Below are 24282 nucleotides of genomic sequence, written 5' to 3'. Positions count from 1 at the left end.
CTAGGCCTTGGCAGCGGGCGCCGCCTGGCCGAGCGCGATCTTCAGCAGATCGGCCACGGTGTTGGCGTTGAGCTTCTCCATGATGTTGGCGCGATGCGCCTCGACGGTCTTGATGCTGATGCCGAGGTCGTCGGCGATCTGCTTGTTGAGGCGGCCGGCGACGATGCGCTCGAGCACCTGCGCCTCGCGGCCCGTGAGCTTGGACAGCAGCGCATCGCGGCTGGCCGACTGCTGGTGCTGCGTGAAGGCGCCACGCGCGTGTTCGAGCATGCGCTCGACCAGCGCGACGAGTTCCTCGTCGTTGAAGGGCTTCTGGATGAAATCCATCGCGCCCTTCTTCATGCTGTCGACGGCCATCGGCACGTCGCCGTGGCCGGTGATGACCACGATCGGCAGCGGCGAGCGGCGCTCGATCAACCGGTCCTGCAGCTCCAGACCCGTCATGCCACCCATGCGGATGTCGACGATCAGGCAGGCCACCTCGCGGGGGTCGTAGCGGGAGAGGAAGGACTCGGCGGAATCGAAACAGCGGACCCGGTAGTCCTTGCCTTCGAGCAGCCATTGGAGCGAATCGCGTACCGCTTCGTCGTCATCGACGACATACACAGTGCCCTTTTTCGGAATCAAACTCATGCAGGTACCTTTACCTCGTCACTTGCTAGGGAACTGATAGCGTCCAACACCGGAATCCAGAAGGAGAAACGGCATCCGATCACATCCGGGCCATTGTAGATGTTCTCCGCCTGCATCCGGCCGCGGTGCGACTCGACGATGGTGCGGCACAGGTTCAGCCCGATGCCCATGCCCTCGGGCTTGGTCGAGAAGAAGGCCTCGTAGAGCCGGTCCATGACCTCGGGCGCGAGGCCCTTGCCGGTGTCCTGCACCGAGAACTCGATCGCGTTGTGGCCCTCGATCACCTTCGGCAGCACGCGTAGCTCGACGCTGCGCCGCGCCAGCGGGCGCTCGGCGAGGTCGATCGACTCGGCTGCGTTCTTCAGCAGGTTGACCATCACCTGCTCGATCAGGATCGGGTCGACGCGCACCATCGGCAGCCGCGCGGCCACGTAGTGGTTCAGGCGCACGTTGCGCCGGCGCAGCTCGATGCCGGCCAGCTCCACCGCTTCGCTGACCATGGTCGCCACGTCGGCCGGCGTGCGGTTGGGTTCGCTGCGCTTCACGAAGGAACGGATGCGCTGGATGATCTGGCCCGCGCGCTGGGCCTGCTTCGAGGTCTTCTCGAGCGCGGCCAGCAGCGCGTCGTTGTCGATCGACTGGCTCTTGATGCGCGACATCATCCCGTTGCAGTAGTTGCTGATCGCGGTCAGCGGCTGGTTGAGCTCGTGCGCCACGCTCGAGGCCATCTCGCCCATGGTGATCAGCCGGCTCGCCGATTGCGCGCGGTCGGCCTGCGCGGCGGCCTGTTCCTCGGCATCGCGGCGCGGCGTGATGTCGGTGGCGATCACCAATTGCGCCAGGCGGCCGTCGACCCAGGTCAGGTAGCGCGAGCGCACCTCGAGCCACTTGCCGAGCTCGGGCACGAAGATCTCGTTGTTGGCCGCCTGCGCGGCGGTCAGCGTGTCGATCGGCAGGCCCGCGTAGGGGTCGACGTCGTCCAGGCCTTCGTCGTGCGCGTTCGAGGCCGGCACGCCGGCCTGCGCCACCATGCCCAGGTGGCCGACGGTGTCGGAGCCGAACCACAGGCGGTAGAGCTTGTTGGCGAACAGCAGCTCCTCGCTGCCGATCGGCGCCACCGACACCGCGGCGTCGAGCGCCTCGAGCACGGTAGTGAAGCGCTCGTACGAGGCCGACAACTGTTCGCGGATGCGCGTGGGCTCGGTGATGTCGGTCATCGAGGTCATCCAGCCGGTCTGGTGGCCGCGCGCGTCGATCAGCGGCGAGACGTACAGCCGCGCGTCGAACACGCTGCCGTTCTTGCGCTTCACGCGCACCTGGAAGCCGCCGGGCAGGGCGCGGCCGTGCAGTTCCTCCTCGAGCCGCTCGTTCATGATCTCGCGGTCGGACTCGAGCCAGTAGGGGAAGGGCGGTGTCTGGCCGACCAGTTCCTCCTCGGCCCAGCCGGTCATCGCGCAGAAGGCGGCGTTGACGTAGGTGATGCGGCCCTGCAGGTCGAGCACCCGCATGCCGGTCAGCATCGAGTTCTCCATCGCGCGGCGGAAGTTGGTCTCGGCCACCAGCCGCTGCTGCGCCTGCAGCCTGCGGCGCGTGTGGCGCCAGGTGCCGATCAGCATCCAACTGGTGAGCACGCTGAGCGCGCAGACCAGCCAGAACAGCCCGTTGCCGACCACGCCCTGCGAGGTGCGGTAGGCCTGGGCGCGCAGCACCAGTGCGTTGCCCACGGGCGAGACCGGCACTTCGTATTCGTTGGTGCGTTCGCTCCAGGGCAGGAGGCGCGCGCCGGTCTCGCGCAGGTTGGCGGTGTTGCCCGCGATCACCTTGCCCTTGGCGTCGAGCAGCGACACCGCGTAGCGCGCCTGCACCTCGGAAGGCATGCCGTAGCGCAGCAGGCCATCGACCGAGAACTCGCCAAGCACCACGCCCGCGAACAGGCCCTGGTCGAACAGCGGGATGTGCAGTTGCAGCATGGCCGGCGGATCGCCGCCGGCCGCGGGCTGGGAGAACACCGGCTGGCGCAGTTCGCGCGCCAGCGCGTAGTTGCTTTCGATGTCGCCGGGGCGCAGCACGTCGCCGATCAGGTGCTGCTGCGCCGGATGCACGCTGGGCGCGGCATAGCCGGCCTTGAAGCGGCGGCGGTCGTCGATCCAGGTGATGGTCTGCAGCTCGGGGAACTGGCTGACCAGCGATTCGGCACGGCTGGTGAACTCGATCGGGTCGATCTCGCGGTTGGAGGCATCGCGCGCGATGCGCATCAGCTGCTCCTGGCGTTCCAGCAACCGCAGCCGCAGGCGCTGCTGGGCGTACTCGACGTCGCGGCGCACCGATTCCTGCTCGCGCTCGACCTCCTCGGTGCGCAGGTACCAGAAGGCGGTGACGATCGCCGCGAGGAACAGCAGCACGGCGGCCATCGGGGCCAGCATCGCGACGGCGTCCTGCAGCACCGGGGTCTGGCGGCGCCACCAGCGGCGCCACCACGACAGCGGCGAGGCGTTGACAGCACTGCGGGCCACGGCCAGCGGGGAGGAAAAAGGCATTGCGGGAGTTTATTAGGTGGCGGGCTTCCCAAGGCCCGGGTTATCGACGGTGGCACTGGTCCCGGCACGGTCTAGGGCTGGCCGAAAATCGTCAAAATGTCACATTAAGAAATCTATGCGCACTATTTGAAATCTCATTATTTCTGTGCGACACTCCGCGCGCTCACACGCAGAGCGCCTAAATTACGCCCACAGCCCCAAAAGGAGAGACAAGCATGTCGGCAAATCCCGAGAAGCAATTCGGCCCGGCCGCGAACGACGCGGATTCCCAGGAAACGCGCGAGTGGATGGATGCCCTGTCCGCCGTGATCCAGAGCGAGGGCCCCGAGCGTGCGCACTTCCTGCTCGAACAGCTTCTGGAACACGCCCGCCAGAACACGGTCGACATGCCGTTCTCTGCCAACACGGGCTATGTCAACACCATCGAAACCTCGCAGGAAGCCCGCAGTCCCGGCAACCTCGAGATCGAACAGCGCCTGCGTGCCTACATGCGCTGGAATGCGATGGCGATGGTGGTCAAGGCCAACCGGCACCACCCGGCCGAAGGCGGCGACCTCGGCGGCCACATCGGCTCCTTCGCCTCGCTGGCCAGCATGTTCGGCGCCGGCTTCAACCACTTCTGGCACGCCGAGAGCGAGAACCACGGCGGCGACCTGCTCTACATCCAGGGCCACGTCTCGCCCGGCATCTATGCCCGCGCCTACCTCGAAGGCCGCCTGACCGAGGAGCAACTGCTCAACTTCCGCCAGGAAGTCGACGGCAAGGGCCTGTCGAGCTATCCGCACCCCAAGCTGATGCCGGAGTTCTGGCAGTTCCCCACGGTGTCGATGGGCCTGGGCCCGCTGATGGCGATCTACCAGGCGCGCTTCCTCAAGTATCTGCATGCCCGCGGCATCGCCAACACCGAGAACCGCAAGGTCTGGGTGTTCTGCGGCGACGGCGAGATGGACGAGGTCGAATCGCTGGGCGCGATCGGCCTGGCGGCGCGCGAGAACCTCGACAACCTGATCTTCGTCATCAACTGCAACCTGCAGCGCCTCGACGGCCCGGTGCGCGGCAACGGCAAGATCATCCAGGAGCTCGAAGGCGAGTTCCGCGGCGCCAACTGGAACGTGGTCAAGCTGATCTGGGGCAAGGGCTGGGACGCCCTGCTCGAGAAGGACCATGACGGCGCGCTGCGCAAGATCATGATGGAGTGCAACGACGGCGACTACCAGTCGTTCAAGGCCAACGACGGCGCTTACGTGCGCAAGAACTTCTTCGGCCGCGATCCGCGCACCTTGAAGATGGTCGAGCACCTGAGCGACGACGAGGTCTGGAACCTGCAGCGCGGCGGCCACGACTCGCAGAAGGTCTACGCGGCCTTCCACTCGGCCCAGAACCACAAGGGCCAGCCCACGGTGCTGCTCGTCAAGACCGTCAAGGGCTTCGGCATGGGCAAGATCGGTGAGGGCAAGAACACGGTCCACCAGACCAAGAAGCTCAACGACGACGACATCCGCGCCTTCCGCGACCGCTTCAACATCCCGATCCCCGACAGCCAGATCGCCGAGCTGCCGTTCTACAAGCCGGCCGACGACACGCCGGAAATGCGCTACCTGCACGAGCGTCGCAAGGCGCTGGGCGGCTACCTGCCGCACCGCCGCGTCAAGGCCGAGGAGAGCTTCACCGTGCCCGCGCTCGACACCTTCAAGGCGGTGCTCGAACCCACCGCCGAAGGCCGCGAGATCTCGACCACGCAGGCCTACGTGCGCTTCCTCACGCAGCTGCTGCGCGACCAGGCCCTGGGCCCGCGCGTGGTGCCGATCCTCGTGGACGAGGCGCGCACCTTCGGCATGGAAGGCCTGTTCCGCCAGATCGGCATCTACAACCCGCACGGTCAGCAGTACACCCCGGTCGACAAGGACCAGGTCATGTACTACAAGGAAGACAAGGCCGGCCAGATCCTGCAGGAAGGCATCAACGAAGCCGGCGGCATGTCGAGCTGGATCGCGGCGGCGACCTCGTACAGCACCAACAACCGCATCATGGTGCCGTTCTACGTGTACTACTCGATGTTCGGCTTCCAGCGCATCGGCGACCTGGCTTGGGCGGCCGGCGACATGCAGGCGCGCGGCTTCCTGCTCGGCGGCACCTCGGGACGCACCACGCTCAACGGCGAAGGCCTGCAGCACGAGGACGGCCACAGCCACATCCTGGCCAACACCATCCCGAACTGCGTGAGCTACGACCCGACCTTCGCGCACGAAGTGGGCGTGATCCTGCACCATGGCTTGAAGCGCATGGTCGAGAAGCAGGACAACGTCTACTACTACATCACGCTGCTCAACGAGAACTACCCGATGCCCGGCCTGCAGCCCGGCACCGAGGAACAGATCATCAAGGGCATGTACCTGACGCGTCAGGGCCCGGCGATCAAGGCCGCCAAGGGCAAGGAAGCGCCGACCGTGCAACTGCTCGGCAGCGGCACCATCCTGCGCGAGAGCTTCTTCGCGCAGGAGCTGCTCGAACAGGACTGGGGCGTCTCGGCATCGGTGTGGAGCTGCCCGAGCTTCAACGAGCTGACGCGCGACGGCCAGGATGCCGACCGCTGGAGCCTGCTGCACCCGACCGAGGAAGCCCGCGTGCCCTTCGTGGCGCAGCAGCTCGCAGCGAGCACCGGTCCGGTGGTCGCCTCGACCGACTACATGAAGGCCTACGCCGAGCAGATCCGTCCCTTCATCCCCAAGGGCCGCAACTACAAGGTGCTGGGCACCGACGGCTTCGGCCGCAGCGACTTCCGCAACAAGCTGCGCGAGCACTTCGAGGTCAACCGCCACTACATCGTGGTGGCCGCGCTCAAGGCCCTGGCCGAGGACGGCGTGCTGCCGGCCGCCAAGGTGGCCGAGGCGATCAAGAAGTACGGCATCAATGCCGACAAGGTGAACCCGCTCTACGCGTAATCACGATTCCCCACAACCAGGACGCGCCTTCCGGCGGGAGACAAACGATATGGCAGCAGTGGAAGTCAAGGTACCCGACATCGGCGATTTCGATGAAGTCGCGGTGATCGAGGTGTTGGTGAAAGTGGGCGACACGGTCAAGCCCGAGCAGTCGCTCATCACCGTGGAGTCGGACAAGGCCTCGATGGAGATTCCGTCGTCGTCCGCCGGCGTGGTCAAGGAACTCAAGGTCGAGGTCGGCAGCAAGGTGAAGGAAGGTTCGGTGGTGCTGGTGCTCGAGGCCGAAGGGGCCGGCCAGGCCGCCGCGCCGGCGCCCGCGGCCAGTGCTCCGGCACCCGCGGCCAGCGCGCCGGCACCGGCCGCTGCGGCACCCGCACCCGCTGCGGCGGCTGCACCGGCCGCCGCCGCCGGCCCGGTCGACGTGAAGGTGCCCGACATCGGCGACTTCAAGGACGTCGCGGTGATCGAGGTGCTGGTCAAGCCCGGCGACACCATCAAGGTCGAGCAGTCGCTGATCACGGTCGAATCCGACAAGGCCTCGATGGAGATCCCGTCGTCGGCCGCCGGCACGCTCAAGGAACTCAAGGTCAAGGTCGGCGACGTCGTCAACATCGGCGACCTGATCGCGGTGATCGAAGGCGCTGCCCCCGCTGCAGGCGCCGCGCCCGCACCGGCGCCGGCTCCCGCGGCTGCAGCCGCCGCTGCGCCCGCCACCGCTTCGGCCTCCGCGCCCGCACCGGCTCCGGCTGCTCCCGCGCCGGCTGCCGCCGCGCCGCACGATCCGACCAAGAGCCCGTCGGCCGGCCTGCCGCATGCCTCGCCCTCGGTGCGCAAGTTCGCGCGCGAACTCGGCGTGCCGCTCGAGGAGGTCAAGGGTTCCGGTCCCAAGGGCCGCATTACGCAGGAAGACGTCCAGGGCTTCACCAAGGCCGTGATGAGCGGCCAGGCCACCACCAAGGCTTCCGCCGCGGCCAAGCCCGCGGCCGGTGGCGGTGCCGACGGCGCCGCGCTGGGCCTGCTGCCCTGGCCGAAGGTCGACTTCACGAAGTTCGGCACGGTCGAGCGCAAGGACCTGTCGCGCATCAAGAAGATCAGCGGCGCGAACCTGCACCGCAACTGGGTGATGATCCCGCACGTCACGAACAACGACGATGCCGACATCACCGAGCTCGAAGCCTTCCGCGTCGCCACCAACAAGGAGAACGAGAAGTCGGGCGTGAAGGTCACGATGCTGGCCTTCGTGATCAAGGCGGTGGTCTCGGCGCTCAGGAAGTTCCCCGAGTTCAACACCAGCCTCGACGGCGACACGCTGGTCTACAAGCAGTACTTCCACATCGGCTTCGCGGCCGACACGCCCAATGGCCTGGTCGTGCCGGTGCTGCGCGATGCCGACAAGAAGGGCATCCTGCAGATCAGCCAGGAGATGGGCGAGCTCGCCAAGAAGGCGCGCGACGGCAAGCTCGGCGCGGCCGACATGCAGGGCGGCTGCTTCTCGATCAGCTCGCTCGGCGGCATCGGCGGCACGCACTTCACGCCGATCATCAACGCGCCCGAAGTGGCCATCCTCGGCCTCTCGAAGAGCGCGATGAAGCCGGTGTGGGACGGCAAGCAGTTCGTGCCGCGCCTGACGCTGCCGCTGTCGCTGTCCTACGACCACCGCGTCATCGACGGTGCCTCGGCGGCGCGTTTCAACGCCTACCTGGGCCAGGTGCTCGCCGACTTCCGCCGCGTGCTGCTATGAGCGCCCAGGCTGCTTCGGCGGCCTCGGCGCCCCTGGCGAACCGGCGCGAGGCCCCATGACCACGGTCGTGGCCGTCCGCAAGAACGGCCAGGTCGCCATGGCGGCCGACGCGCTCGTGACCTTCGGGGACACGCGGCTCACGCATCGGCAGGAGGCGAACCAGAAGATCTTCTCGATCGAGGACGCCGCCGGCCACAGCCTGTTCGCGATGGCCGGCGCCGCGGCGCACTTCCTGGTGCTGCAGCATGCGCTGGCCGCGCAGCCGCGCGAGTCGCTGCTGTTCGGCAGCAAGCACGAGGTGTTCCGCACCTTCACGATGCTGCATCCGGTGCTCAAGAGCTCGTTCTTCATGGAGACCAAGGAAGACGACCACGAGCCCTACGAGTCGAGCCAGTTCACGATGCTGCTGGCCAACGCGAGCGGGATCTACGGCATCTACAGCTACCGCGAGGTGTTCGAGTTCAAGCAGTTCTGGAGCATCGGCTCGGGACGCAGCTTCGCGCTCGGTGCCATGCATGCGGTGTACGACCAGAAGTCGCGCTCGGCGCGCGACGTGGCGGAGGCGGGGATCGCCGCCGCCTGCGAATTCGATCGCAATTCGGCCGGACCGGTCGACTCTCTCACACTCAAACTGAAAGTGTCCAAATGAGCGAACAACAAATCAAGGTGCCCGACATCGGCGACTTCGACGAAGTGGCGGTGATCGAGGTGCTGGTGAAGGTGGGCGACACGGTGAAGGCCGAGCAATCGCTGATCACGGTCGAATCGGACAAGGCCTCGATGGAGATCCCGTCGTCCGCGGCCGGCGTGGTGAAGTCGCTGGCGGTGAAGGTGGGCGACAAGGTCAAGGAAGGCTCGGTGGTGCTGACGCTGGAGGCGGATGCCGCCGCCGCGCCGGCGCCCGCTGCTGCCGCCCCGGCGCCTGCAGCAGCGGCGCCCGCGCCCAAGGCTGCGGCGCCCGCACCGGCCCCGGTTGCGGCACCCGCGGCCTCGAACTACGGTGGCAAGGTCGACGTCGAATGCGACGTCATCGTGCTCGGCGCCGGCCCCGGCGGCTACTCGGCCGCCTTCCGCGCCGCCGACCTCGGCCTGAAGGTCGTGCTGATCGAGCGCTACGCCACCCTCGGCGGCGTCTGCCTCAACGTGGGCTGCATCCCGTCGAAGGCGCTGCTGCACGTGGCCTCGGTGATGGACGAGGTCAAGCACTTCGCCGACCTCGGCGTGAGCTTCGCCGCGCCCACGGTCGACCGCGCCAAGCTGCTGGGCCACAAGAACAAGGTGGTGAGCAAGCTAACGGGCGGCCTCACCGCCATGGCCAAGATGCGCAAGGTCACGGTGCTGCGCGGCGTCGGCAACTTCGTCGACCCGCATCACATCGAGGTCGAGGAGACCTCGGGCACGAGCTGGGACACCACCGGCAGCAAGCAGACCGTGAAGTTCCGCAGCGCCATCATCGCCGCCGGTTCGCAGGCCGTGAGCCTGCCCTTCATGCCGAAGGACCCGCGCGTGGTCGACTCCACCGGCGCGCTCGAGCTCGGCACCGATCCCAAGCGCATGCTGATCCTGGGCGGCGGCATCATCGGCCTCGAGATGGGCACGGTGTATTCCTCGCTCGGCGCGCGCCTCGACGTGGTCGAGATGCTCGACGGCCTGATGCAGGGCGCCGACCGCGACCTGGTGAAGGTCTGGCAGAAGATGAACGCGCCGCGCTTCGACAACCTCATGCTCAAGACCAAGACGGTGGGCGCCGAGGCCACGAAGGAGGGCATCAAGGTCACCTTCGAGGGCGAGAACGCGCCCAAGGAACCGCAGGTCTACGACCTGGTGCTGCAGGCCGTGGGCCGCAGCCCCAACGGCAAGAAGATCGGCGCCGAGAAGGCCGGCGTGGCCGTGGGCGAGCGCGGCTTCATCCCGGTCGACATCCAGATGCGCACCAACGTGCCGCACATCTTCGCCATCGGCGACATCGTCGGCCAGCCGATGCTGGCCCACAAGGCGGTGCACGAGGCGCATGTGGCGGCCGAGGTGATCGCGGGCGAGCTCAAGGGCGACAAGGAACTGGCGAGCGCGGCCTTCAATGCCCGCGTGATCCCGAGCGTGGCCTATACCGACCCCGAGGTGGCGTGGGTGGGCCTCACCGAGGACCAGGCCAAGGCCGAGGGCGTGAAGGTCAAGAAGGGCCTGTTCCCCTGGACCGCCTCGGGCCGCGCGATCGCCAACGGCCGCGACGAGGGCTTCACCAAGCTGCTGTTCGACGCCGAGACGCACCGCATCCTTGGCGGCGGCATCGTCGGCACCCATGCCGGCGACATGATCGGCGAGATCGCGCTGGCCATCGAGATGGGCGCCGACGAGATCGACATCGGCAAGACCATCCATCCGCATCCCACGCTGGGCGAGAGCATCGGCATGGCGGCGGAAGTGGCGCACGGCACCTGCACCGATTTGCCGCCGCAAAAGCGCTGAGGGATCGGGGGGGGCCGCCTCGCGGCCTTCGCCCAAAGAAAAAATCCCGCGGCTGCGGGATTTTTTTCGTCCCGGCCCCAGTGCGAAGTGGGCCGAAGAAGGGGAATTCAGTCGCCGGTGCGGGCCGACGCCGCGGCGGCGCGGATCTCGTCGTTCGATCCGCCGCCGAGCACGCGGCGGGCGCCATCGAAGCGGCGGCTCCAGTAGCTGCCGTTCATGTCTTCCACGCGCACCTGGGCGCCCGAGCGCGGCGAGTGGATGAACTTGCCTTCGCCGACGTAGATGCCGACATGGCTGAAGGCGCGGCGCATGGTGTTGAAGAACACGAGGTCGCCGGGCTTGAGTTCGCTGCGGTCGATCTTCTCGGTGGCGGCGGCCTGTTCTTCCGCGCGGCGCGGCAGCATGTGGCCGACCGTCTGGTTGTACATGGCGCGCACGAAGCCGCTGCAATCGAAGCCGGTGTCTTCCGAATTACCGCCGCGGCGGTACGGAACACCGAGGAAACCGATGGCAGTCATCACGAGGTCGGAGGTGCGCTCCGTGACGGTCTGGCGGACTTGCCTCAGTTGCCCCACCAGGCCCTTTTCGGCCAGCAGTTGGCCGACTTCGTCGGACCGGTCCGGTGGTTGGGGAGCTGCGTGGGCAGCGACGGCAATCAGGAGGGACGCGGGTAGGACGAAAAAACGCATGGCGCGTAGGATATTGATGACGGCGGGCACTGTCAATTTGATCTGAATTAGAGATTGTGCCGCCAACCCGTTGATTTACTTGAAAAATTTGAATCATCGGACAACTAAAATGTAACGGTCGACCGGTGATGCCGGATAAACAGTTCGGCCTCCAAGACCCTTCGAAGTCGACAACTGTCTTCATGTGGGTTTGAAAAACCGCCAAGATCATTCGTTTTGCGGGGAAAACACATGAAATCGCTGTCAGAGACCTCCCGGCGCGTCCTCGGCCGTGTTTTCGTCATGTCAGGTTTGATCTTTGGTGCGGCCGCCATGGCACAGGGGCGATCTGAGACGGTGGCCTCGGGGCTCGAGAGTCCCTGGGGCGTGGGCTTCCTGCCGGGCGATCGTTTCGTGGTGACCGAGAAGCCGGGACGCATCCGCATCGTGGCGAAGGACGGCAAGCTGGGCGCGCCGCTGGCGGGCCTGCCGCCCATTGCGGCGGGCGGGCAGGGCGGCCTGCTCGACGTGGTCGTCGACACGGACTTCCGCAGCAACCGCACGCTGTACTTCTGCTTCTCGGAGCCCGATGCCGGTGGCAGCGCCAACAGCACCGCGCTCGCGCGGGCGCGGCTGTCGCCCGACGACACGCGGCTCGAGAACCTGCAGATCATCTTCAGCCAGAAGCCCAAGGTCGCGAGCCGCGCCCACTTCGGCTGCCGCATCGTCGACGGCGGCGACGGCACGCTCTACCTCACGCTCGGCGACCGCTTCAGCCGCAAGGAGGACGCGCAGCGGCTCGACAACCATCTCGGCAAGATCGTGCGCATCCGCAAGGACGGCAGCGTGCCCGACGACAACCCCTTCGCCGGCCGGCCCGGTCCGCTGCCCGAGATCTGGAGCTACGGCCACCGCAACGGGCAGGGCGCCGCGCTCGGGCCCGACGGCCGCCTGTGGATGACCGAGCACGGCCCGCAGGGCGGCGACGAGATCAATGTCGTGCAGGCCGGCCGCAACTACGGCTGGCCCGTCATCACCTACGGCGAGAACTACGGCGGCGGCAAGATCGGCGACGGCATCACGGCCAAGGAGGGCATGGAGCAGCCGCTGCACTACTGGGTGCCGTCGATCGCGACCTCGGGCATGGCCTTCCTGACCAGCGACCGCTATGGCGCCGCGTGGAAGGGCAATCTCTTCGTCGGCTCGCTGAAGTTCGGCTACCTCGACCGCATCGAGCTCAAGAACGGCAAGGTGGTGGCCGAGCACAAGCTGCTCGAGGACGGACGCGCGCGCATCCGCGACGTGAAGCAGGGGCCCGACGGCCTGCTCTACGTGCTGACCGACGAGTCGAACGGCAAGCTGCTGCGGTTGCGGCCGAACTGAGCTTCAGCCGGGGCAGCCCGGCAGCGACAGCGTCGGCAGCAGCCGCTGCCACAGGCGCCGCCATTCGGGCCAGTCGTGGCCGCCCTCGGTGGTGAAGACGCGCTGCGGCGGCAGCACGCCCGCCAGCAGCCGGTGGCTGAAGACGAAGCGGTCGTCGAGCCCATAGCCCAGGTACAGCGGCGGCCGCGCGCCCGCCGTCTGCGTGTGGCCCGCGTAGCCGCGCAGCCATTGCCACAGCTGGGTTTCGTTCGGCGTGCGCGGGGGCGCGGTGGCCGTGTCGAGCGGCCCGTTCCACTTCGCGAGGCCGCCCGCGTTGGCGATGTCGGTGCTCAGCGTGCGTTCGCCCAGGTAGGGCGCGATCGCCACCACGCCGGCCAGCTCGCCCGGATGCGTCTGCGCATAGAGCAGGCCGCCGAAGCCGCCGAGCGAGATGCCGACGATCCAGATCTGGCGGTAGCCCTGGCGCCGCGCGGGTGCGATGACGTCGGCGTCCAGCCGCTCGAGCACGGTCCTGTCGTTGTAGTAGCCCAGGTGCGCGTCGACCAGCATTACGTCGACCGCGAGCCGGTTCTCGCGCACCGCCTCGACGAAGCCCTCGCGCTCGAACTCGTCGGGCGTCGAATAGGCGCCCGGCAGCATCACGAGCAGGGTGTCGGCCTGGCGCGTGCAGCGCTGGGTCTCGAGCACGGTCGCCAGCGGCACGGTGCTCTTGCGCACGCCGCCGCAGCCGGCCAACAGCAGCGCGGCACCGATGCCAAGGGCCGCGAGGCAGAGCCGCTTCGTCAGGACTTTCATCCCGCCGAGTCTAGGCGGCGCGATGAGGCTTGGGCAGTTCGACCATCACCGGCTGCCCGGGCGTCGTGCACCCCGTGTCGCAGCACTTGCCGGGCTGGCGGTTGCGCGTGATCGCGCGCTGCGGATCGTGCGGCGCGGCCGCGGGCGAGCCATCGGCGGCGATGCCGCGCTCCAGCAGCCGCTCGACCAGTTCCACCTTCGAGCCCATCGGGTAGTGGCGCCAGATCTCCTGCTTCATCGCCGCCGGCGAGCCGCCGCCGTGCAGGCTGATCACGCTGTACCAGCCGCCCTGGTAGCCGGCCGTCAGGTCCTCGATGAAGCGGGCCGCCTCGATACGCTGTTCGTAGGGCACGGCCGGATTGGCGCGCAGCACGTCCGACAGCCGCGCCGCGGTCTCGGGGTTGTGGTCCTCGTCGGGGCCGGGCAGGGTGACGATCAGGCCGCCGCTCACGGTGTGGGCGATGCGGTGCATGTCGTAGATCTTGGTCGCCAGCAGCAGCTTGCCGATGTTGCTGAACACCGGGTCGGGCATGAAGACCGGGCAGTGCTCGTCGGCCTTGCCGTAGACGCTGGCCGCCACGCCGCAGGCGAAGAAGCCCTCGGTGATGCTGATGAGCTCGACCATCTGCTCGCGCAGGTGGCTCTCCTTGCCCGGGTCGAAGCCGTTGGCCTCGCACATCAACGCGCCGGCGCCGATCAGCAGGTCGCCAAAGCCGGCGCGCGCGCCGATGCAGCTGTGGCGGTGGTGGGTGGCGTAGCTGTAGGTGAGGTGGCCCGAATGTTCCCAACTGCCGTCGGAGCCGTCGTAGAACACGCGCTCCCAGGGCACCAGCACGCGGTCGAAGATGCACACGCCGGTGCTCTGGCCGTACTTGCGGCTGAACAGGGCGTCGCCATGCTCGAGCTTCTCGCCGGGCCGCCCGGCCGGGCGCGCCACGATGGTCAGGCCCGGCGCGTCGAGCGGCACCGCGCAGCAGACGGCGAAGTCGGCATCCTCGCGGCCCATGTTGCGGCAGGGCATGACCAGCAGCTCGTGCACGTAGGGCGCGCCGGTCACGATGGCCTTGGTGCCCGAGATCACGATGCCGCGCGCGTTGCGCTCGACCACGTGCACGTAGCTGTCGACGTTGGCCTGCTCGTGCGGCCGGCGGCTGCGGTCGCCCTTGGCGTCGGTCATGGCCACGCCCAGGGTCAGGTCCTGGTCCTGGACGCGGTGCAGGTACTCGAGGAAGCGCGCCGTGTGCTCGCCGCCGCCGCGCGCGTCGTCGATGCGCGCCGACACCTGGGCGATCGCGTTGAGCGCGTCGTGCGTGAGGTAGCGCTGCGCGCAGCCGGTTTCCTGGCACACCAGCCGCACCGCCTCGAGCTTGTTGAGCAGGTCGCCGGCGCTGGTGTTGATGTGCGAGAGCCGGTTCACGCGCTTGCCGCTGGTGTGCTGCATCGCGGTCATCAGCGGCTCGTACTGCGTCTTCAGCGCATGGTCGTAGGTCAGGGCGATGGCGTTGATGCCAGGGCGGAACGCGGGCTCGTCGGCCACGCTCTCGACCCGCCGGCCGTCGACGTAGACGGTGGGCTTGTAGCGGCGCAGCGATTCGCGGTAGTCGGCGCCGGACATCAGCGCGGCCGAGGGGAGCGGGGCGTTCATCGTGGGTGTCTCCGGTGGTTGTCGTGGAGCCGGAACGCGCCGGCCCAGCTAAATTTAAACACTGTTCAAAAAATTGATCAACCGTTAAGAAAAATGAGCAACGCTTAAAAGAAGGGCTACAGTCCAGCCCATGCAGGCCAAGCTCCAACGACGACAGACCCTGAGCGACGCGCGCCGCGCGCTGGTGCTCGACGCGGCGCGGGCCGTGTTCTCCGAGGCCGGCATCGAGGGTGCGAGCATTCGCGAGATCGCGCGTCGCGCGGGCTACACGCCCGGCGCCATCTATTCGTACTTCGAGAGCAAGGAGGCGATCTATGCCGCGCTGCTCGACGAATCGCTGCTGCGCCTGTGCACCGCGGTGGCCGAGGCCGAGGCCTTCGCGGACCGGCCCGCGCTGACGCTGGCGTCCAAGGCGCGGGCCTGGTTCGGCTTCTACGGGGCCCATCCGCGCGAGCTCGACCTCGGCTTCTACCTGGTGCACGGCATGCGGCCGCGCGGCCTGACCAGTGAGCTCGACCACGCGCTCAACGACCAGTTGAAGGAGGCGCTCAACCCCTGCGAGGAAGCGCTGCGCGCCATGGGCCTCGATGCCGCCGACGCGCTGCGCGAGAACACCGCGCTGTTCGCGCACGGCGTGGGCCTGCTGCTGATGCGGCACACCGGGCGCATCCGCATGTTCGGGCAGTCGGCCGATGCGCTGTTCGAGGCCTACATCGGGCAGCTCGTGGCCCGCGTCGAGGCGCCGGCCGCCTGAGCCGGTCCGCGCGCCGGTGCTTTGGTGTTAGTTTCCAGGGTTTCGGGCGCACGGCCGCCCCGCAACCCTCGTCAGAAGAAAGAACCCCGCCCATGCTGCTCGACGCATCCCAATCCCAACTCGTGCTGGTCGACTATCAGGCTCGACTGATGCCGGCGATCTTCGAGTCGGAGGCGGTCGCGCAGAACGCGGTCCGCCTCGGCAAGATGGCCCGGCTGTTCGACGTGCCCGTCTTCGGCACCGAGCACAACCCGTCCAAGCTCGGCGAGAACCTGCCCGACATCCGCGCGCTGTGCCGCCGCACGCTGCCGAAGATGCACTTCAGTGGCGTTGAAGAGGGACTGGGCGAATGGCTGCGCGTGCCGGCCAAGGCGCCGCAGGGCAATGCGCGCAGCCTGCCCAAGCACCTGCAGAAGCCGGCCGCGGCCGCCGAGGAGCGCAACACCATCGTCATCGCCGGCTGCGAAGCCCATGTCTGCCTGCTCCAGACGGCGCTCGACCTGCTGGAGGACGAGTTCGAGGTCTGGGTCGTCACCGATGCCTGCGGTTCGCGCACCGAGCGCAACCGCGACGCCGCCTTCGACCGCCTGGCCGGCGCGGGCGCCGAGCTGGTGACGACCGAGATGGTCGGCTTCGAATGGCTGCGCACGGCCGAGCATCCGGCCTTTCCGGAGCTGCTCGCGCTGGTGCGCTGAGAGGGCGGGGCCGCCTTCCATCCAATAAGGGGCGGCAGCCGGCCGGCCCCGGTTTCATCCGCTTGTGGCGCGCGTCAGCCTGCTGCAAGATCGGTCTCCATAATTATGAATTCAGTTTCGGGGCCAACCTTTCGCGGGTTCGGCGCCGGGCCGATTTCACAAGATCAGGAGACAACACCGATGAGCCGCTACGAAGAATTCCACCGCCAATCGATCGACGCGCCCGAGGCCTTCTGGGCCGAGCAGGCCCGGCTCATCGACTGGCAGAGCCCGCCGCAGCAGATCCTCGACGCCAGCCAGCCGCCGTTCGCGCGCTGGTTCGTCGGCGGCACCACCAACCTGTGCCACAACGCCGTCGACCGCCACCTGGCCGAGCGCGGCGACCAGCCGGCGCTGATCTTCGTCTCGACCGAGACCGGCACCGAGAAGAGCTACAGCTTCCGCGAACTGCATGCCGAGGTGCAGCGCACCGCTGCCAGCCTGGTCGAACTGGGCGTGGGCCGCGGCGACCGGGTGCTGATCTACATGCCGATGATTCCCGAGGCCGCGTTCGCGATGCTGGCCTGCGCGCGCATCGGCGCCATCCACTGCGTGGTGTTCGGCGGTTTCGCGAGCGGCTCGTTGGCCACGCGCATCGAGGACGCCGAACCCAAGGTGGTCGTGAGCGCCGACGCCGGCTCGCGCGGCGGCAAGGTGATCGCGTACAAGCCGCTGCTCGACGAGGCGGTCCGCCTGTCGAAGCACAAGCCCGACGCGGTGCTGCTGACCGACCGCGGCTTGGCCCCCATGGCGCTGGTGGCGGGGCGTGACCACCTGGCGAGCGAGCTGCGGCAAAAGCACCTCGACGCGCAGGTGCCCTGCACCTGGCTCGAATCGACCGAGATCAGCTACACCATCTACACCAGCGGCACCACCGGCAAGCCCAAGGGCGTGCAGCGCGACGTGGGCGGCTACGCGGTGGCGCTGGCCGCGAGCATGAAGCACATCTTCGACGGCCGGCCCGGCGAGACCTACTTCTCCACCAGCGACATCGGCTGGGTCGTGGGCCACAGCTACATCGTCTACGGCCCGCTGATCGCCGGCATGGCGACGGTGATGTACGAGGGGCTGCCCACGCAGGGACTCGATGGCCAGCCCGACGGCGGCATCTGGTGGCGGCTGGTCGAGAAGTACAAGGTGACGGTGATGTTCAGCGCGCCGACCGCGGTGCGCGTGCTCAAGAAGCAGGACCCGGCGCTGCTCAAGACATACGACCTCTCCACCTTGCGCGCGCTGTTCCTGGCCGGCGAGCCGCTCGACGAGCCCACGGGCCGCTGGATCGCCGAGGGCCTGGGCGTGCCGATCATCGACAACTACTGGCAGACCGAATCGGGCTGGCCGATCATCACCATCGCCAACGGCATCGAGAAGAAGCCCAGCAAGTTCGGCAGCCCCGGCGTGCCGATGTACGGCTACAAGGTGAAGATCCTGCACGAGTCGACCGGCGAGGAGCTCACGGCCCCGAACGAGAAGGGCGTGGTCGTGGTCGAGGGCCCGACGCCGCCGGGCTTCATGCAGACCATCTGGAAGGACGACGCGCGTTTCGTCAACACCTACTGGAAGAGCGTGCCCGGCAAGATGGTCTATTCGACCTTCGACTGGGGCATCCGCGACGAGGACGGCTATTTCTACATCCTCGGGCGCACCGACGACGTGATCAACGTGGCGGGCCACCGGCTCGGCACGCGCGAGATCGAGGAGAGCATCTCGGGCCACGCGGGCGTGGCCGAAGTGGCGGTGGTGGGCGTGGCCGATGCGCTCAAGGGCCAGGTCGCGATGGCCTTCGTGGTGCCCAAGGACGGGCAGGCCGTGAGCGACGAGGCGGTGGCGCTCAAGCTCGAGGGCGAGATCATGAAGACCGTGGCCGACCAGCTCGGCGCGCTGGCCCGGCCGGCACGGGTGCGCTTCGTGGGCGGGCTGCCCAAGACCCGCAGCGGCAAATTGCTGCGCCGCGCCATCCAGGCGGTCTGCGAGGGCCGCGATCCGGGCGACCTGACGACCATCGACGACCCCGCCACGCTGCAGCAGATCAAGCTGTTGCTCAACCCGGCCTGAGCCCTCGCCTGGGGGTTGTGCATCCGCTTTCAACCGTCATATGGTTGGCGTGGCACAATCGCCCGGTACTCAGGCCCTTCCCCAGCCACAGTCGCATCCGCCAATCGGTTCAGCCGTGTCGCGGAAGGTTTCTTAAACCAGCTCGTGCTTCCCACAGGGAAGCGAAGGTCAGCGCAATATGAGCGATTCATCGACTCCATCGGTGTATGCCGCCTACCAAGGCAACACCTATCTCTTCGGCGGCAACGCGCCCTATGTCGAGGAGATGTACGAAAACTACCTCGCCAACCCCGGCAGCGTGCCCGACAACTGGCGCACCTACTTCGACGCGCTGCAGCACGTCCCCGCCGCCGACGGCACCAACACCCGCGACGTTCCGCACCAGCCGGTCATCAATGCGTTTGCCGAACTGGCGAAGCAGGGCACGACCAAGGTCGTGCAGGCCAGCGGCGCCGATTCCGAACTCGGCCGCAAGCGCACCGCCGTCCAGCAACTGATCGCCGCCTACCGCAACGTCGGCGCCCGCTGGGCCGACCTCGATCCGCTCAAGCGCGCCGAGCGTCCCGCCATTCCCGAACTCGAGCCCTCGTTCTACGGCTTCACCGACGCCGACCTCGAGACGGTGTTCAACACCAGCAACACCTTCTTCGGCAAGGACACCATGTCCTTGCGCGACCTGCTCAACGCACTGCGCGAAACGTACTGCGGCACCATGGGTGCCGAGTACATGTACACCACCGACCAGAATCACAAGCGCTGGTGGCAGCAGCGACTCGAAAGCGCCCGCACCAACCCCAAGCTCAGCGCCGAGCAGAAGAAGCACGTGCTCAACCGCCTGACCGCGGCCGAGGGCCTCGAGCGCTTCCTGCACACCAAGTACGTCGGCCAGAAGCGCTTCTCGCTCGAAGGCGGCGAAAGCTTCATCGTCTCGATGGACGAGCTGATCAATCAGGCCGGCGCCAAGGGCGTGCAGGAAATCGTGATCGGCATGGCCCACCGCGGCCGCCTCAACGTGCTGGTCAACTCGCTCGGCAAGATGCCGGCCGACCTGTTCGCCGAGTTCGACCATACCGCGCCTGAAGACCTGCCCAGCGGCGACGTCAAGTACCACCAGGGCTTCAGCTCGGACGTGACCACCCCCGGCGGCCCGGTCCACCTGAGCCTCGCGTTCAACCCCTCGCACCTCGAGATCGTGAACCCCGTGGTCGAAGGCTCGGTACGCGCGCGCATGGACCGCCGCGCCGACCCGCTGGGCAAGCAGGTGCTGCCCGTGATCGTGCACGGCGACGCCGCCTTCGCGGGCCAGGGCGTCGTGATGGAAACGCTGGCGCTGGCCGAAACCCGTGGCTACTCCACGGGCGGCACGGTGCACATCGTCATCAACAACCAGATCGGCTTCACCACCAGCGACCCGCGCGACAGCCGCTCGACGCTGTATTGCACCGACATCGTCAAGATGATCGAGGCGCCGGTGCTGCACGTGAACGGCGACGATCCCGAAGCCGTGGTACTCGCCACCCAGATCGCGCTGGACTTCCGCATGGAATTCCAGAAGGACGTGGTCGTTGACATCATCTGCTTCCGCAAGCTGGGCCACAACGAGCAGGACACCCCCTCGCTGACCCAGCCGCTGATGTACAAGAAGATCGCCCAGCACCCCGGCACGCGCAAGCTGTACGCCGACAAGCTGGCCGCGCAGGGCCTGGGCGACACGCTCGGCGACGACATGGTCAAGGCGCAGCGCGCCGCCTTCGACGAAGGCAAGAACACCGTCGACCCGGTGCTGACCAACTTCAAGAGCAAGTACGCCGTCGACTGGAGCCCGTACCTCAACAAGAAGTGGACCGACGCCGGCGACACCGCGATTCCCTCGAGCGAGTGGAAGCGCCTGGCCGAGAAGATCACCACCGTGCCGCAAGGCTTCACGGTGCATCCGCTGGTCAAGAAGGTGCTGGACGACCGCGCCGCCATGGGCCGCGGCGACGTCAACGTCGACTGGGGCATGGGCGAGCACATGGCCTTCGCCTCGCTGGTGGCCAGCGGCTACCCGGTGCGCCTGTCGGGCGAGGACTCGGGCCGCGGCACGTTCACGCACCGCCACGCCGTGCTGCACGACCAGAACCGCGAGAAGTTCGACGAAGGCACCTACACGCCGCTGCAGAACGTCGCCGACAACCAGGCCCCGTTCGTCGTGATCGACTCGATCCTGTCGGAAGAAGCGGTGCTCGCGTTCGAATACGGCTACGCCTCGAATGACCCGAACACGCTGGTGATCTGGGAAGCCCAGTTCGGCGACTTCGTGAACGGCGCGCAGGTGGTGATCGACCAGTTCATCGCCTCGGGCGAAGTCAAGTGGGGCCGCGTCAACGGCCTCACGATGATGCTGCCGCACGGCTACGAAGGCCAGGGCCCCGAGCACAGCTCGGCGCGCCTCGAGCGCTTCATGCAGCTGAGCGCCGACACCAACATGCAGGTGGTGCAGCCGACCACGGCCAGCCAGATCTTCCACGTGCTGCGCCGCCAGATGGTGCGCAACCTGCGCAAGCCGCTGATCATCCTCACGCCCAAGTCGCTGCTGCGCAACAAGGACGCGACCTCGCCGCTGGCCGAGTTCACCAAGGGCAGCTTCCAGACCATCATTCCGGAAAGCAAGGCGCTCAAGGCCGAGAAGGTCAAGCGCCTGGTCGCGTGCTCGGGCAAGGTCTACTACGACCTGGCCAAGAAGCGCGAGGAACGCGGCGACGACGACGTGGCGATCATCCGCGTCGAGCAGCTCTATCCGTTCCCGCACAAGGCCTTCGCGGCCGAGATCAAGAAGTACCCGAACCTCGTCGACGTGGTGTGGTGCCAGGACGAACCGCAGAACCAGGGCGCCTGGTTCTTCGTGCAGCACTACATCCACGAGAACATGCAGGAAGGCCAGAAGCTCGGCTATGCCGGCCGTGCGGCCTCGGCCTCGCCGGCCGTCGGCTACTCGCACCTGCACCAGGAACAGCAGAAGGCACTGGTCGATGCCGCCTTCGCCAAGCTCAAGGGCTTCGTGCTGACCAAGTAATAGAACGATCTCCTTTCAACACGAACAACCCGCTCGGGCGCATGTGGCACGGCCACATCGCCCGATCCCCCACGAGGGGCGGGCCGGGCGAACCCCGGCCCCAGGGGCACACACAAATCAAAGCGGAGCAAACTCCAAATGTCTATCGTAGAAGTCAAAGTCCCTCAGCTGTCCGAATCGGTGGCCGAAGCCACCATGCTCACCTGGAAGAAGAAGGCCGGCGAAGCCGTCGCCATCGATGAAATCCTGATCGAGATCGAGACCGACAAGGTCGTGCTCGAAGTGCCGGCCCCCGCCGCCGGCGTGCTGGCCGAGATCGTGCAAGGCGACGGCGCGACCGTCGTGGCCGAGCAGCTGATCGCGAAGATCGACACCGAAGGCAAGGCCGGCGCCGCCGCTCCGGCCGCCGCGCCCGCCGCTGCCGCCCCGGCACCCGCCGCCGCTGCGCCCGCGGCAGCCGCTGCTGCCGCCACCGGTGGTGCCAAGTCCGACGTCGCCATGCCCGCCGCCGCCAAGCTGCTGGCCGACAACAACCTCAAGACCAGCGACGTGGCCGGCACCGGCAAGGACGGCCGCGTGACCAAGGGCGACGTGCTCGGCGCCGTGGCCTCGGGTGCCACCGCCAAGGCCGCGCCCGCCGCGATCCCCGCGCCGGCCGCCAAGCCCGCGCTGCCGCAGGTCGCCGCGCCCACCAGCGCGCCGGACCTGGGCGAGCGCCCCGAACAGCGCGTGCCGATGAGCCGCCTGCGCGCCCGCATCGCCGAGCGCCTGCTGCAATCGCAATCGACCAACGCCATCCTCACGACCTTCAACGAGGTCAACATGGCGCCCGTCATGGAACTGCGCAAGCGCTTCCAGGACAGCTTCACCAAGGAACACGGCGTCAAGCTCGGCTTCATGAGCTTCTTCGTGAAGGCCGCGGTGCACGCGCTCAAGAAGTACCCGGTGATCAACGCCTCGGTCGACGGCAACGACATCCTGTACCACGGCTACTTCGACATCGGCATCGCCGTCGGTTCGCCGCGCGGCCTGGTGGTGCCGATCCTGCGCAATGCCGACCAGATGAGCTTCGCCGACATCGAGAAGAAGATCGCCGAGTACGGCAAGAAGGCCCAGGACGGCAAGCTCGGCATCGAAGAGATGACCGGCGGCACCTTCTCGATCTCGAACGGCGGTACCTTCGGCTCGATGCTCTCGACCCCGATCATCAACCCGCCCCAGTCCGCGATCCTCGGCGTGCACGCCACCAAGGACCGTGCCGTGGTCGAGAACGGCCAGATCGTCATCCGCCCGATGAACTACCTGGCGATGAGCTACGACCACCGCATCATCGACGGCCGCGAAGCCGTGCTGGGCCTGGTCGCCATGAAGGAAGCGCTGGAAGATCCTTCGCGCCTCCTGTTCGACATCTGATCGGAGGCACGAACAGATGGCCAACAAACAATTCGACGTCATCGTCATCGGCGGTGGCCCCGGCGGCTACATCGCCGCCATCCGCGCGGCGCAGCTCGGCTTCAACGTTGCCTGCATCGACGAGTGGAAGAACGGCAAGGGCGGCCCGGCACCGGGCGGCACCTGCACCAACGTCGGCTGCATCCCCTCGAAGGCACTGCTGCAGTCGTCGGAGCACTACGACCAGGCGAACCACCACTTCGCCGACCACGGCATCAAGGTCGAGGGCCTCGGCATCGACCTCGCCAAGATGCTGGCCCGCAAGGACCAGGTCGTGAAGCAGAACAACGACGGCATCCTGTACCTGTTCAAGAAGAACAAGATCAGTTTCTTCCACGGCCGTGGCGCGTTCGAGAAGGCCGGCGACGCCGGCTACGACATCAAGGTGACCGGCGCCGCCGAGGAAACCATCACCGGCAAGCACATCATCGTCGCCACCGGCTCCAACGCCCGTGCGCTGCCCGGCGCGGCCTTCGACGAGGAGAACATCCTCTCGAACGACGGCGCCCTGCGCATCGGCGCGGTGCCGAAGAAGCTGGGCCTGATCGGCTCGGGCGTCATCGGCCTCGAGATGGGCTCGGTGTGGCGGCGCCTCGGCGCCGAAGTCACGGTGCTCGAAGCGCTGCCGACCTTCCTCGGCGCGGTCGACGAGCAGATCGCCAAGGAAGCCAAGAAGGCCTTCGACAAGCAGGGCCTGAAGATCGAGCTCGGCGTGAAGGTCGGCGAGATCAAGTCGGGCAAGAACGGCGTGAGCGTGGCCTGGACCAACGCCAAGGGCGAGGCCCAGACGCTCGAGGTCGACAAGCTGATCGTGTCGATCGGCCGCGTGCCCAACACCATCGGCCTGAACGCCGAAGCGGTGGGCCTGAAGCTCGACGAGCGCGGCGCCATCGCCGTGGACGACGACTGCAAGACCAGCCTGCCGAACGTGTGGGCGATCGGCGACGTGGTGCGCGGCCCGATGCTCGCGCACAAGGCGGAAGAAGAGGGCGTTGCCGTGGCCGAGCGCATTGCCGGCCAGCACGGGCACGTCAACTTCAACACCGTGCCGTGGGTGATCTACACCAGCCCCGAGATCGCGTGGGTCGGCCAGACCGAGCAGCAGCTCAAGGCCTCGGGCCGCGCCTACAAGGCCGGCACCTTCCCGTTCCTGGCCAACGGCCGCGCACGCGCGCTCGGCGACACGACCGGCATGGTCAAGTTCCTGGCCGACGCGGCCACGGACGAGATCCTGGGCGTGCACATCGTCGGCCCGCAGGCCAGCGAACTGATCTCCGAAGCCGTGGTGGCGATGGAGTTCAAGGCCAGCGCCGAGGACATCGCGCGCATCTGCCACGCGCACCCCTCGCTGTCGGAAGCCACCAAGGAAGCCGCCCTGGCGGTGGACAAGCGCACGCTGAACTTCTGATCCAGCGGCGACCA

The 24282-nt window shown here is 67.5% G+C and carries 16 protein-coding genes; 11 read left to right on the top strand and 5 right to left on the bottom strand.

The annotated features are described in order from the left end of the window. Entirely contained in the window at positions 1–633 is a 633-nt protein-coding gene (locus BM109_RS10375) for a response regulator transcription factor (RefSeq protein ID WP_057593667.1), read from the bottom strand. Beyond that, a complete protein-coding gene (locus tag BM109_RS10370; protein ID WP_093342651.1) occupies positions 630–3170 on the bottom strand; it encodes a PAS domain-containing sensor histidine kinase in 2541 nt (846 codons plus the stop codon). The genes BM109_RS10375 and BM109_RS10370 overlap by 4 nt, the downstream gene beginning before the upstream one ends. 215 nt (positions 3171–3385) lie before the next feature. On the opposite strand from BM109_RS10370, the gene aceE reads away from it, so the two are divergent. From aceE to lpdA (BM109_RS10350), 4 genes are read left to right on the top strand one after another with little or no spacing between them, the layout of a single operon-like run. Continuing rightward, positions 3386–6112 (top strand): pyruvate dehydrogenase (acetyl-transferring), homodimeric type, encoded by a 2727-nt coding sequence (gene aceE, locus BM109_RS10365; protein WP_093342649.1) that lies wholly within the window; start codon positions 3386–3388, stop codon positions 6110–6112. A gap of 49 nt (positions 6113–6161) precedes the next feature. Continuing rightward, complete coding sequence (gene aceF, locus BM109_RS10360) at positions 6162–7853, top strand: dihydrolipoyllysine-residue acetyltransferase (protein WP_093342648.1); 1692 nt, start codon at positions 6162–6164, stop codon at positions 7851–7853. A gap of 55 nt (positions 7854–7908) precedes the next feature. After that, complete coding sequence (locus BM109_RS10355; protein WP_057593671.1) at positions 7909–8502, top strand: Ntn hydrolase family protein; 594 nt, start codon at positions 7909–7911, stop codon at positions 8500–8502. After that, complete coding sequence (gene lpdA / locus BM109_RS10350; RefSeq protein ID WP_093342646.1) at positions 8499–10319, top strand: dihydrolipoyl dehydrogenase; 1821 nt, start codon at positions 8499–8501, stop codon at positions 10317–10319. The genes BM109_RS10355 and lpdA (BM109_RS10350) overlap by 4 nt, the downstream gene beginning before the upstream one ends. A gap of 107 nt (positions 10320–10426) precedes the next feature. Here the strand turns inward: lpdA (BM109_RS10350) and BM109_RS10345 are convergent, their stop codons facing one another. Beyond that, positions 10427–11008 (bottom strand): C40 family peptidase, encoded by a 582-nt coding sequence (locus BM109_RS10345; protein ID WP_093342645.1) that lies wholly within the window; start codon positions 11006–11008, stop codon positions 10427–10429. A 282-nt stretch (positions 11009–11290) separates the two neighbouring features. Here BM109_RS10345 and BM109_RS10340 point away from each other — a divergent pair, with 282 nt between their 5' ends. After that, positions 11291–12370, top strand: a complete 1080-nt coding sequence (locus BM109_RS10340) for a PQQ-dependent sugar dehydrogenase (protein ID WP_177239306.1) — start codon at positions 11291–11293, stop codon at positions 12368–12370. 3 nt (positions 12371–12373) lie between these two features. On the opposite strand, the gene BM109_RS10335 is transcribed toward BM109_RS10340, so the two are convergent. Together BM109_RS10335 and BM109_RS10330 are read right to left on the bottom strand one after the other, a co-directional pair. Beyond that, positions 12374–13165: an alpha/beta fold hydrolase gene (locus BM109_RS10335; RefSeq protein ID WP_093342642.1), complete on the bottom strand. Its 792-nt coding sequence runs from the start codon at positions 13163–13165 to the stop codon at positions 12374–12376. A gap of 10 nt (positions 13166–13175) precedes the next feature. After that, entirely contained in the window at positions 13176–14810 is a 1635-nt protein-coding gene (locus BM109_RS10330; RefSeq protein ID WP_093342640.1) for a 4-hydroxyphenylacetate 3-hydroxylase family protein, read from the bottom strand. Positions 14811–14940: 130 nt separating this feature from the next. Between BM109_RS10330 and BM109_RS10325 the strand changes: the two genes are divergently transcribed. From BM109_RS10325 to lpdA (BM109_RS10300), 6 genes are all read left to right on the top strand, one after another. Further along, a complete protein-coding gene (locus BM109_RS10325) occupies positions 14941–15564 on the top strand; it encodes a TetR/AcrR family transcriptional regulator (protein ID WP_093342639.1) in 624 nt (207 codons plus the stop codon). A gap of 92 nt (positions 15565–15656) precedes the next feature. Continuing rightward, on the top strand, positions 15657–16259 hold the full coding sequence (locus BM109_RS10320) for an isochorismatase family protein (protein WP_093342637.1): 603 nt from the start codon (positions 15657–15659) through the stop codon (positions 16257–16259). 105 nt (positions 16260–16364) lie between these two features. Then, a complete protein-coding gene (locus BM109_RS10315) occupies positions 16365–18353 on the top strand; it encodes a propionate--CoA ligase (protein WP_256222486.1) in 1989 nt (662 codons plus the stop codon). Between the two features lie 178 nt (positions 18354–18531). Beyond that, positions 18532–21408 (top strand): 2-oxoglutarate dehydrogenase E1 component, encoded by a 2877-nt coding sequence (locus BM109_RS10310; protein WP_093342634.1) that lies wholly within the window; start codon positions 18532–18534, stop codon positions 21406–21408. A 138-nt stretch (positions 21409–21546) separates the two neighbouring features. Continuing rightward, on the top strand, positions 21547–22821 hold the full coding sequence (odhB, locus tag BM109_RS10305; protein ID WP_093342632.1) for a 2-oxoglutarate dehydrogenase complex dihydrolipoyllysine-residue succinyltransferase: 1275 nt from the start codon (positions 21547–21549) through the stop codon (positions 22819–22821). Between the two features lie 16 nt (positions 22822–22837). Continuing rightward, positions 22838–24268, top strand: coding sequence for a dihydrolipoyl dehydrogenase (lpdA, locus tag BM109_RS10300; protein WP_093342631.1), 1431 nt, complete (start codon positions 22838–22840; stop codon positions 24266–24268). Positions 24269–24282: the final 14 nt, after the last annotated feature.

Source organism: Variovorax sp. PDC80 (assembly GCF_900115375.1).
Lineage (GTDB): Bacteria > Pseudomonadota > Gammaproteobacteria > Burkholderiales > Burkholderiaceae_C > Variovorax.
Note: the sequence above shows the minus strand (reverse complement) of the source record. Positions and strands in the feature narration are given on the sequence as shown.

What these genes read in the sequence shown, in the direction of transcription:
- BM109_RS10325 (WP_093342639.1), top strand. Translation starts at nt 14,941, where the DNA reads ATGCAGGCCAAGCTCCAACGACGACAGACCCTGAGCGACGCGCGCCGC.
- BM109_RS10375 (WP_057593667.1), bottom strand. Translation starts at nt 633, where the DNA reads ATGAGTTTGATTCCGAAAAAGGGCACTGTGTATGTCGTCGATGACGAC.
- BM109_RS10335 (WP_093342642.1), bottom strand. Translation starts at nt 13,165, where the DNA reads ATGAAAGTCCTGACGAAGCGGCTCTGCCTCGCGGCCCTTGGCATCGGT.
- lpdA (WP_093342646.1), top strand. Translation starts at nt 8,499, where the DNA reads ATGAGCGAACAACAAATCAAGGTGCCCGACATCGGCGACTTCGACGAA.
- BM109_RS10330 (WP_093342640.1), bottom strand. Translation starts at nt 14,810, where the DNA reads ATGAACGCCCCGCTCCCCTCGGCCGCGCTGATGTCCGGCGCCGACTAC.
- odhB (WP_093342632.1), top strand. Translation starts at nt 21,547, where the DNA reads ATGTCTATCGTAGAAGTCAAAGTCCCTCAGCTGTCCGAATCGGTGGCC.
- BM109_RS10310 (WP_093342634.1), top strand. Translation starts at nt 18,532, where the DNA reads ATGAGCGATTCATCGACTCCATCGGTGTATGCCGCCTACCAAGGCAAC.
- BM109_RS10345 (WP_093342645.1), bottom strand. Translation starts at nt 11,008, where the DNA reads ATGCGTTTTTTCGTCCTACCCGCGTCCCTCCTGATTGCCGTCGCTGCC.
- lpdA (WP_093342631.1), top strand. Translation starts at nt 22,838, where the DNA reads ATGGCCAACAAACAATTCGACGTCATCGTCATCGGCGGTGGCCCCGGC.
- BM109_RS10355 (WP_057593671.1), top strand. Translation starts at nt 7,909, where the DNA reads ATGACCACGGTCGTGGCCGTCCGCAAGAACGGCCAGGTCGCCATGGCG.
- aceF (WP_093342648.1), top strand. Translation starts at nt 6,162, where the DNA reads ATGGCAGCAGTGGAAGTCAAGGTACCCGACATCGGCGATTTCGATGAA.
- BM109_RS10315 (WP_256222486.1), top strand. Translation starts at nt 16,365, where the DNA reads ATGAATTCAGTTTCGGGGCCAACCTTTCGCGGGTTCGGCGCCGGGCCG.
- BM109_RS10370 (WP_093342651.1), bottom strand. Translation starts at nt 3,170, where the DNA reads ATGCCTTTTTCCTCCCCGCTGGCCGTGGCCCGCAGTGCTGTCAACGCC.
- aceE (WP_093342649.1), top strand. Translation starts at nt 3,386, where the DNA reads ATGTCGGCAAATCCCGAGAAGCAATTCGGCCCGGCCGCGAACGACGCG.
- BM109_RS10340 (WP_177239306.1), top strand. Translation starts at nt 11,291, where the DNA reads ATGTCAGGTTTGATCTTTGGTGCGGCCGCCATGGCACAGGGGCGATCT.
- BM109_RS10320 (WP_093342637.1), top strand. Translation starts at nt 15,657, where the DNA reads ATGCTGCTCGACGCATCCCAATCCCAACTCGTGCTGGTCGACTATCAG.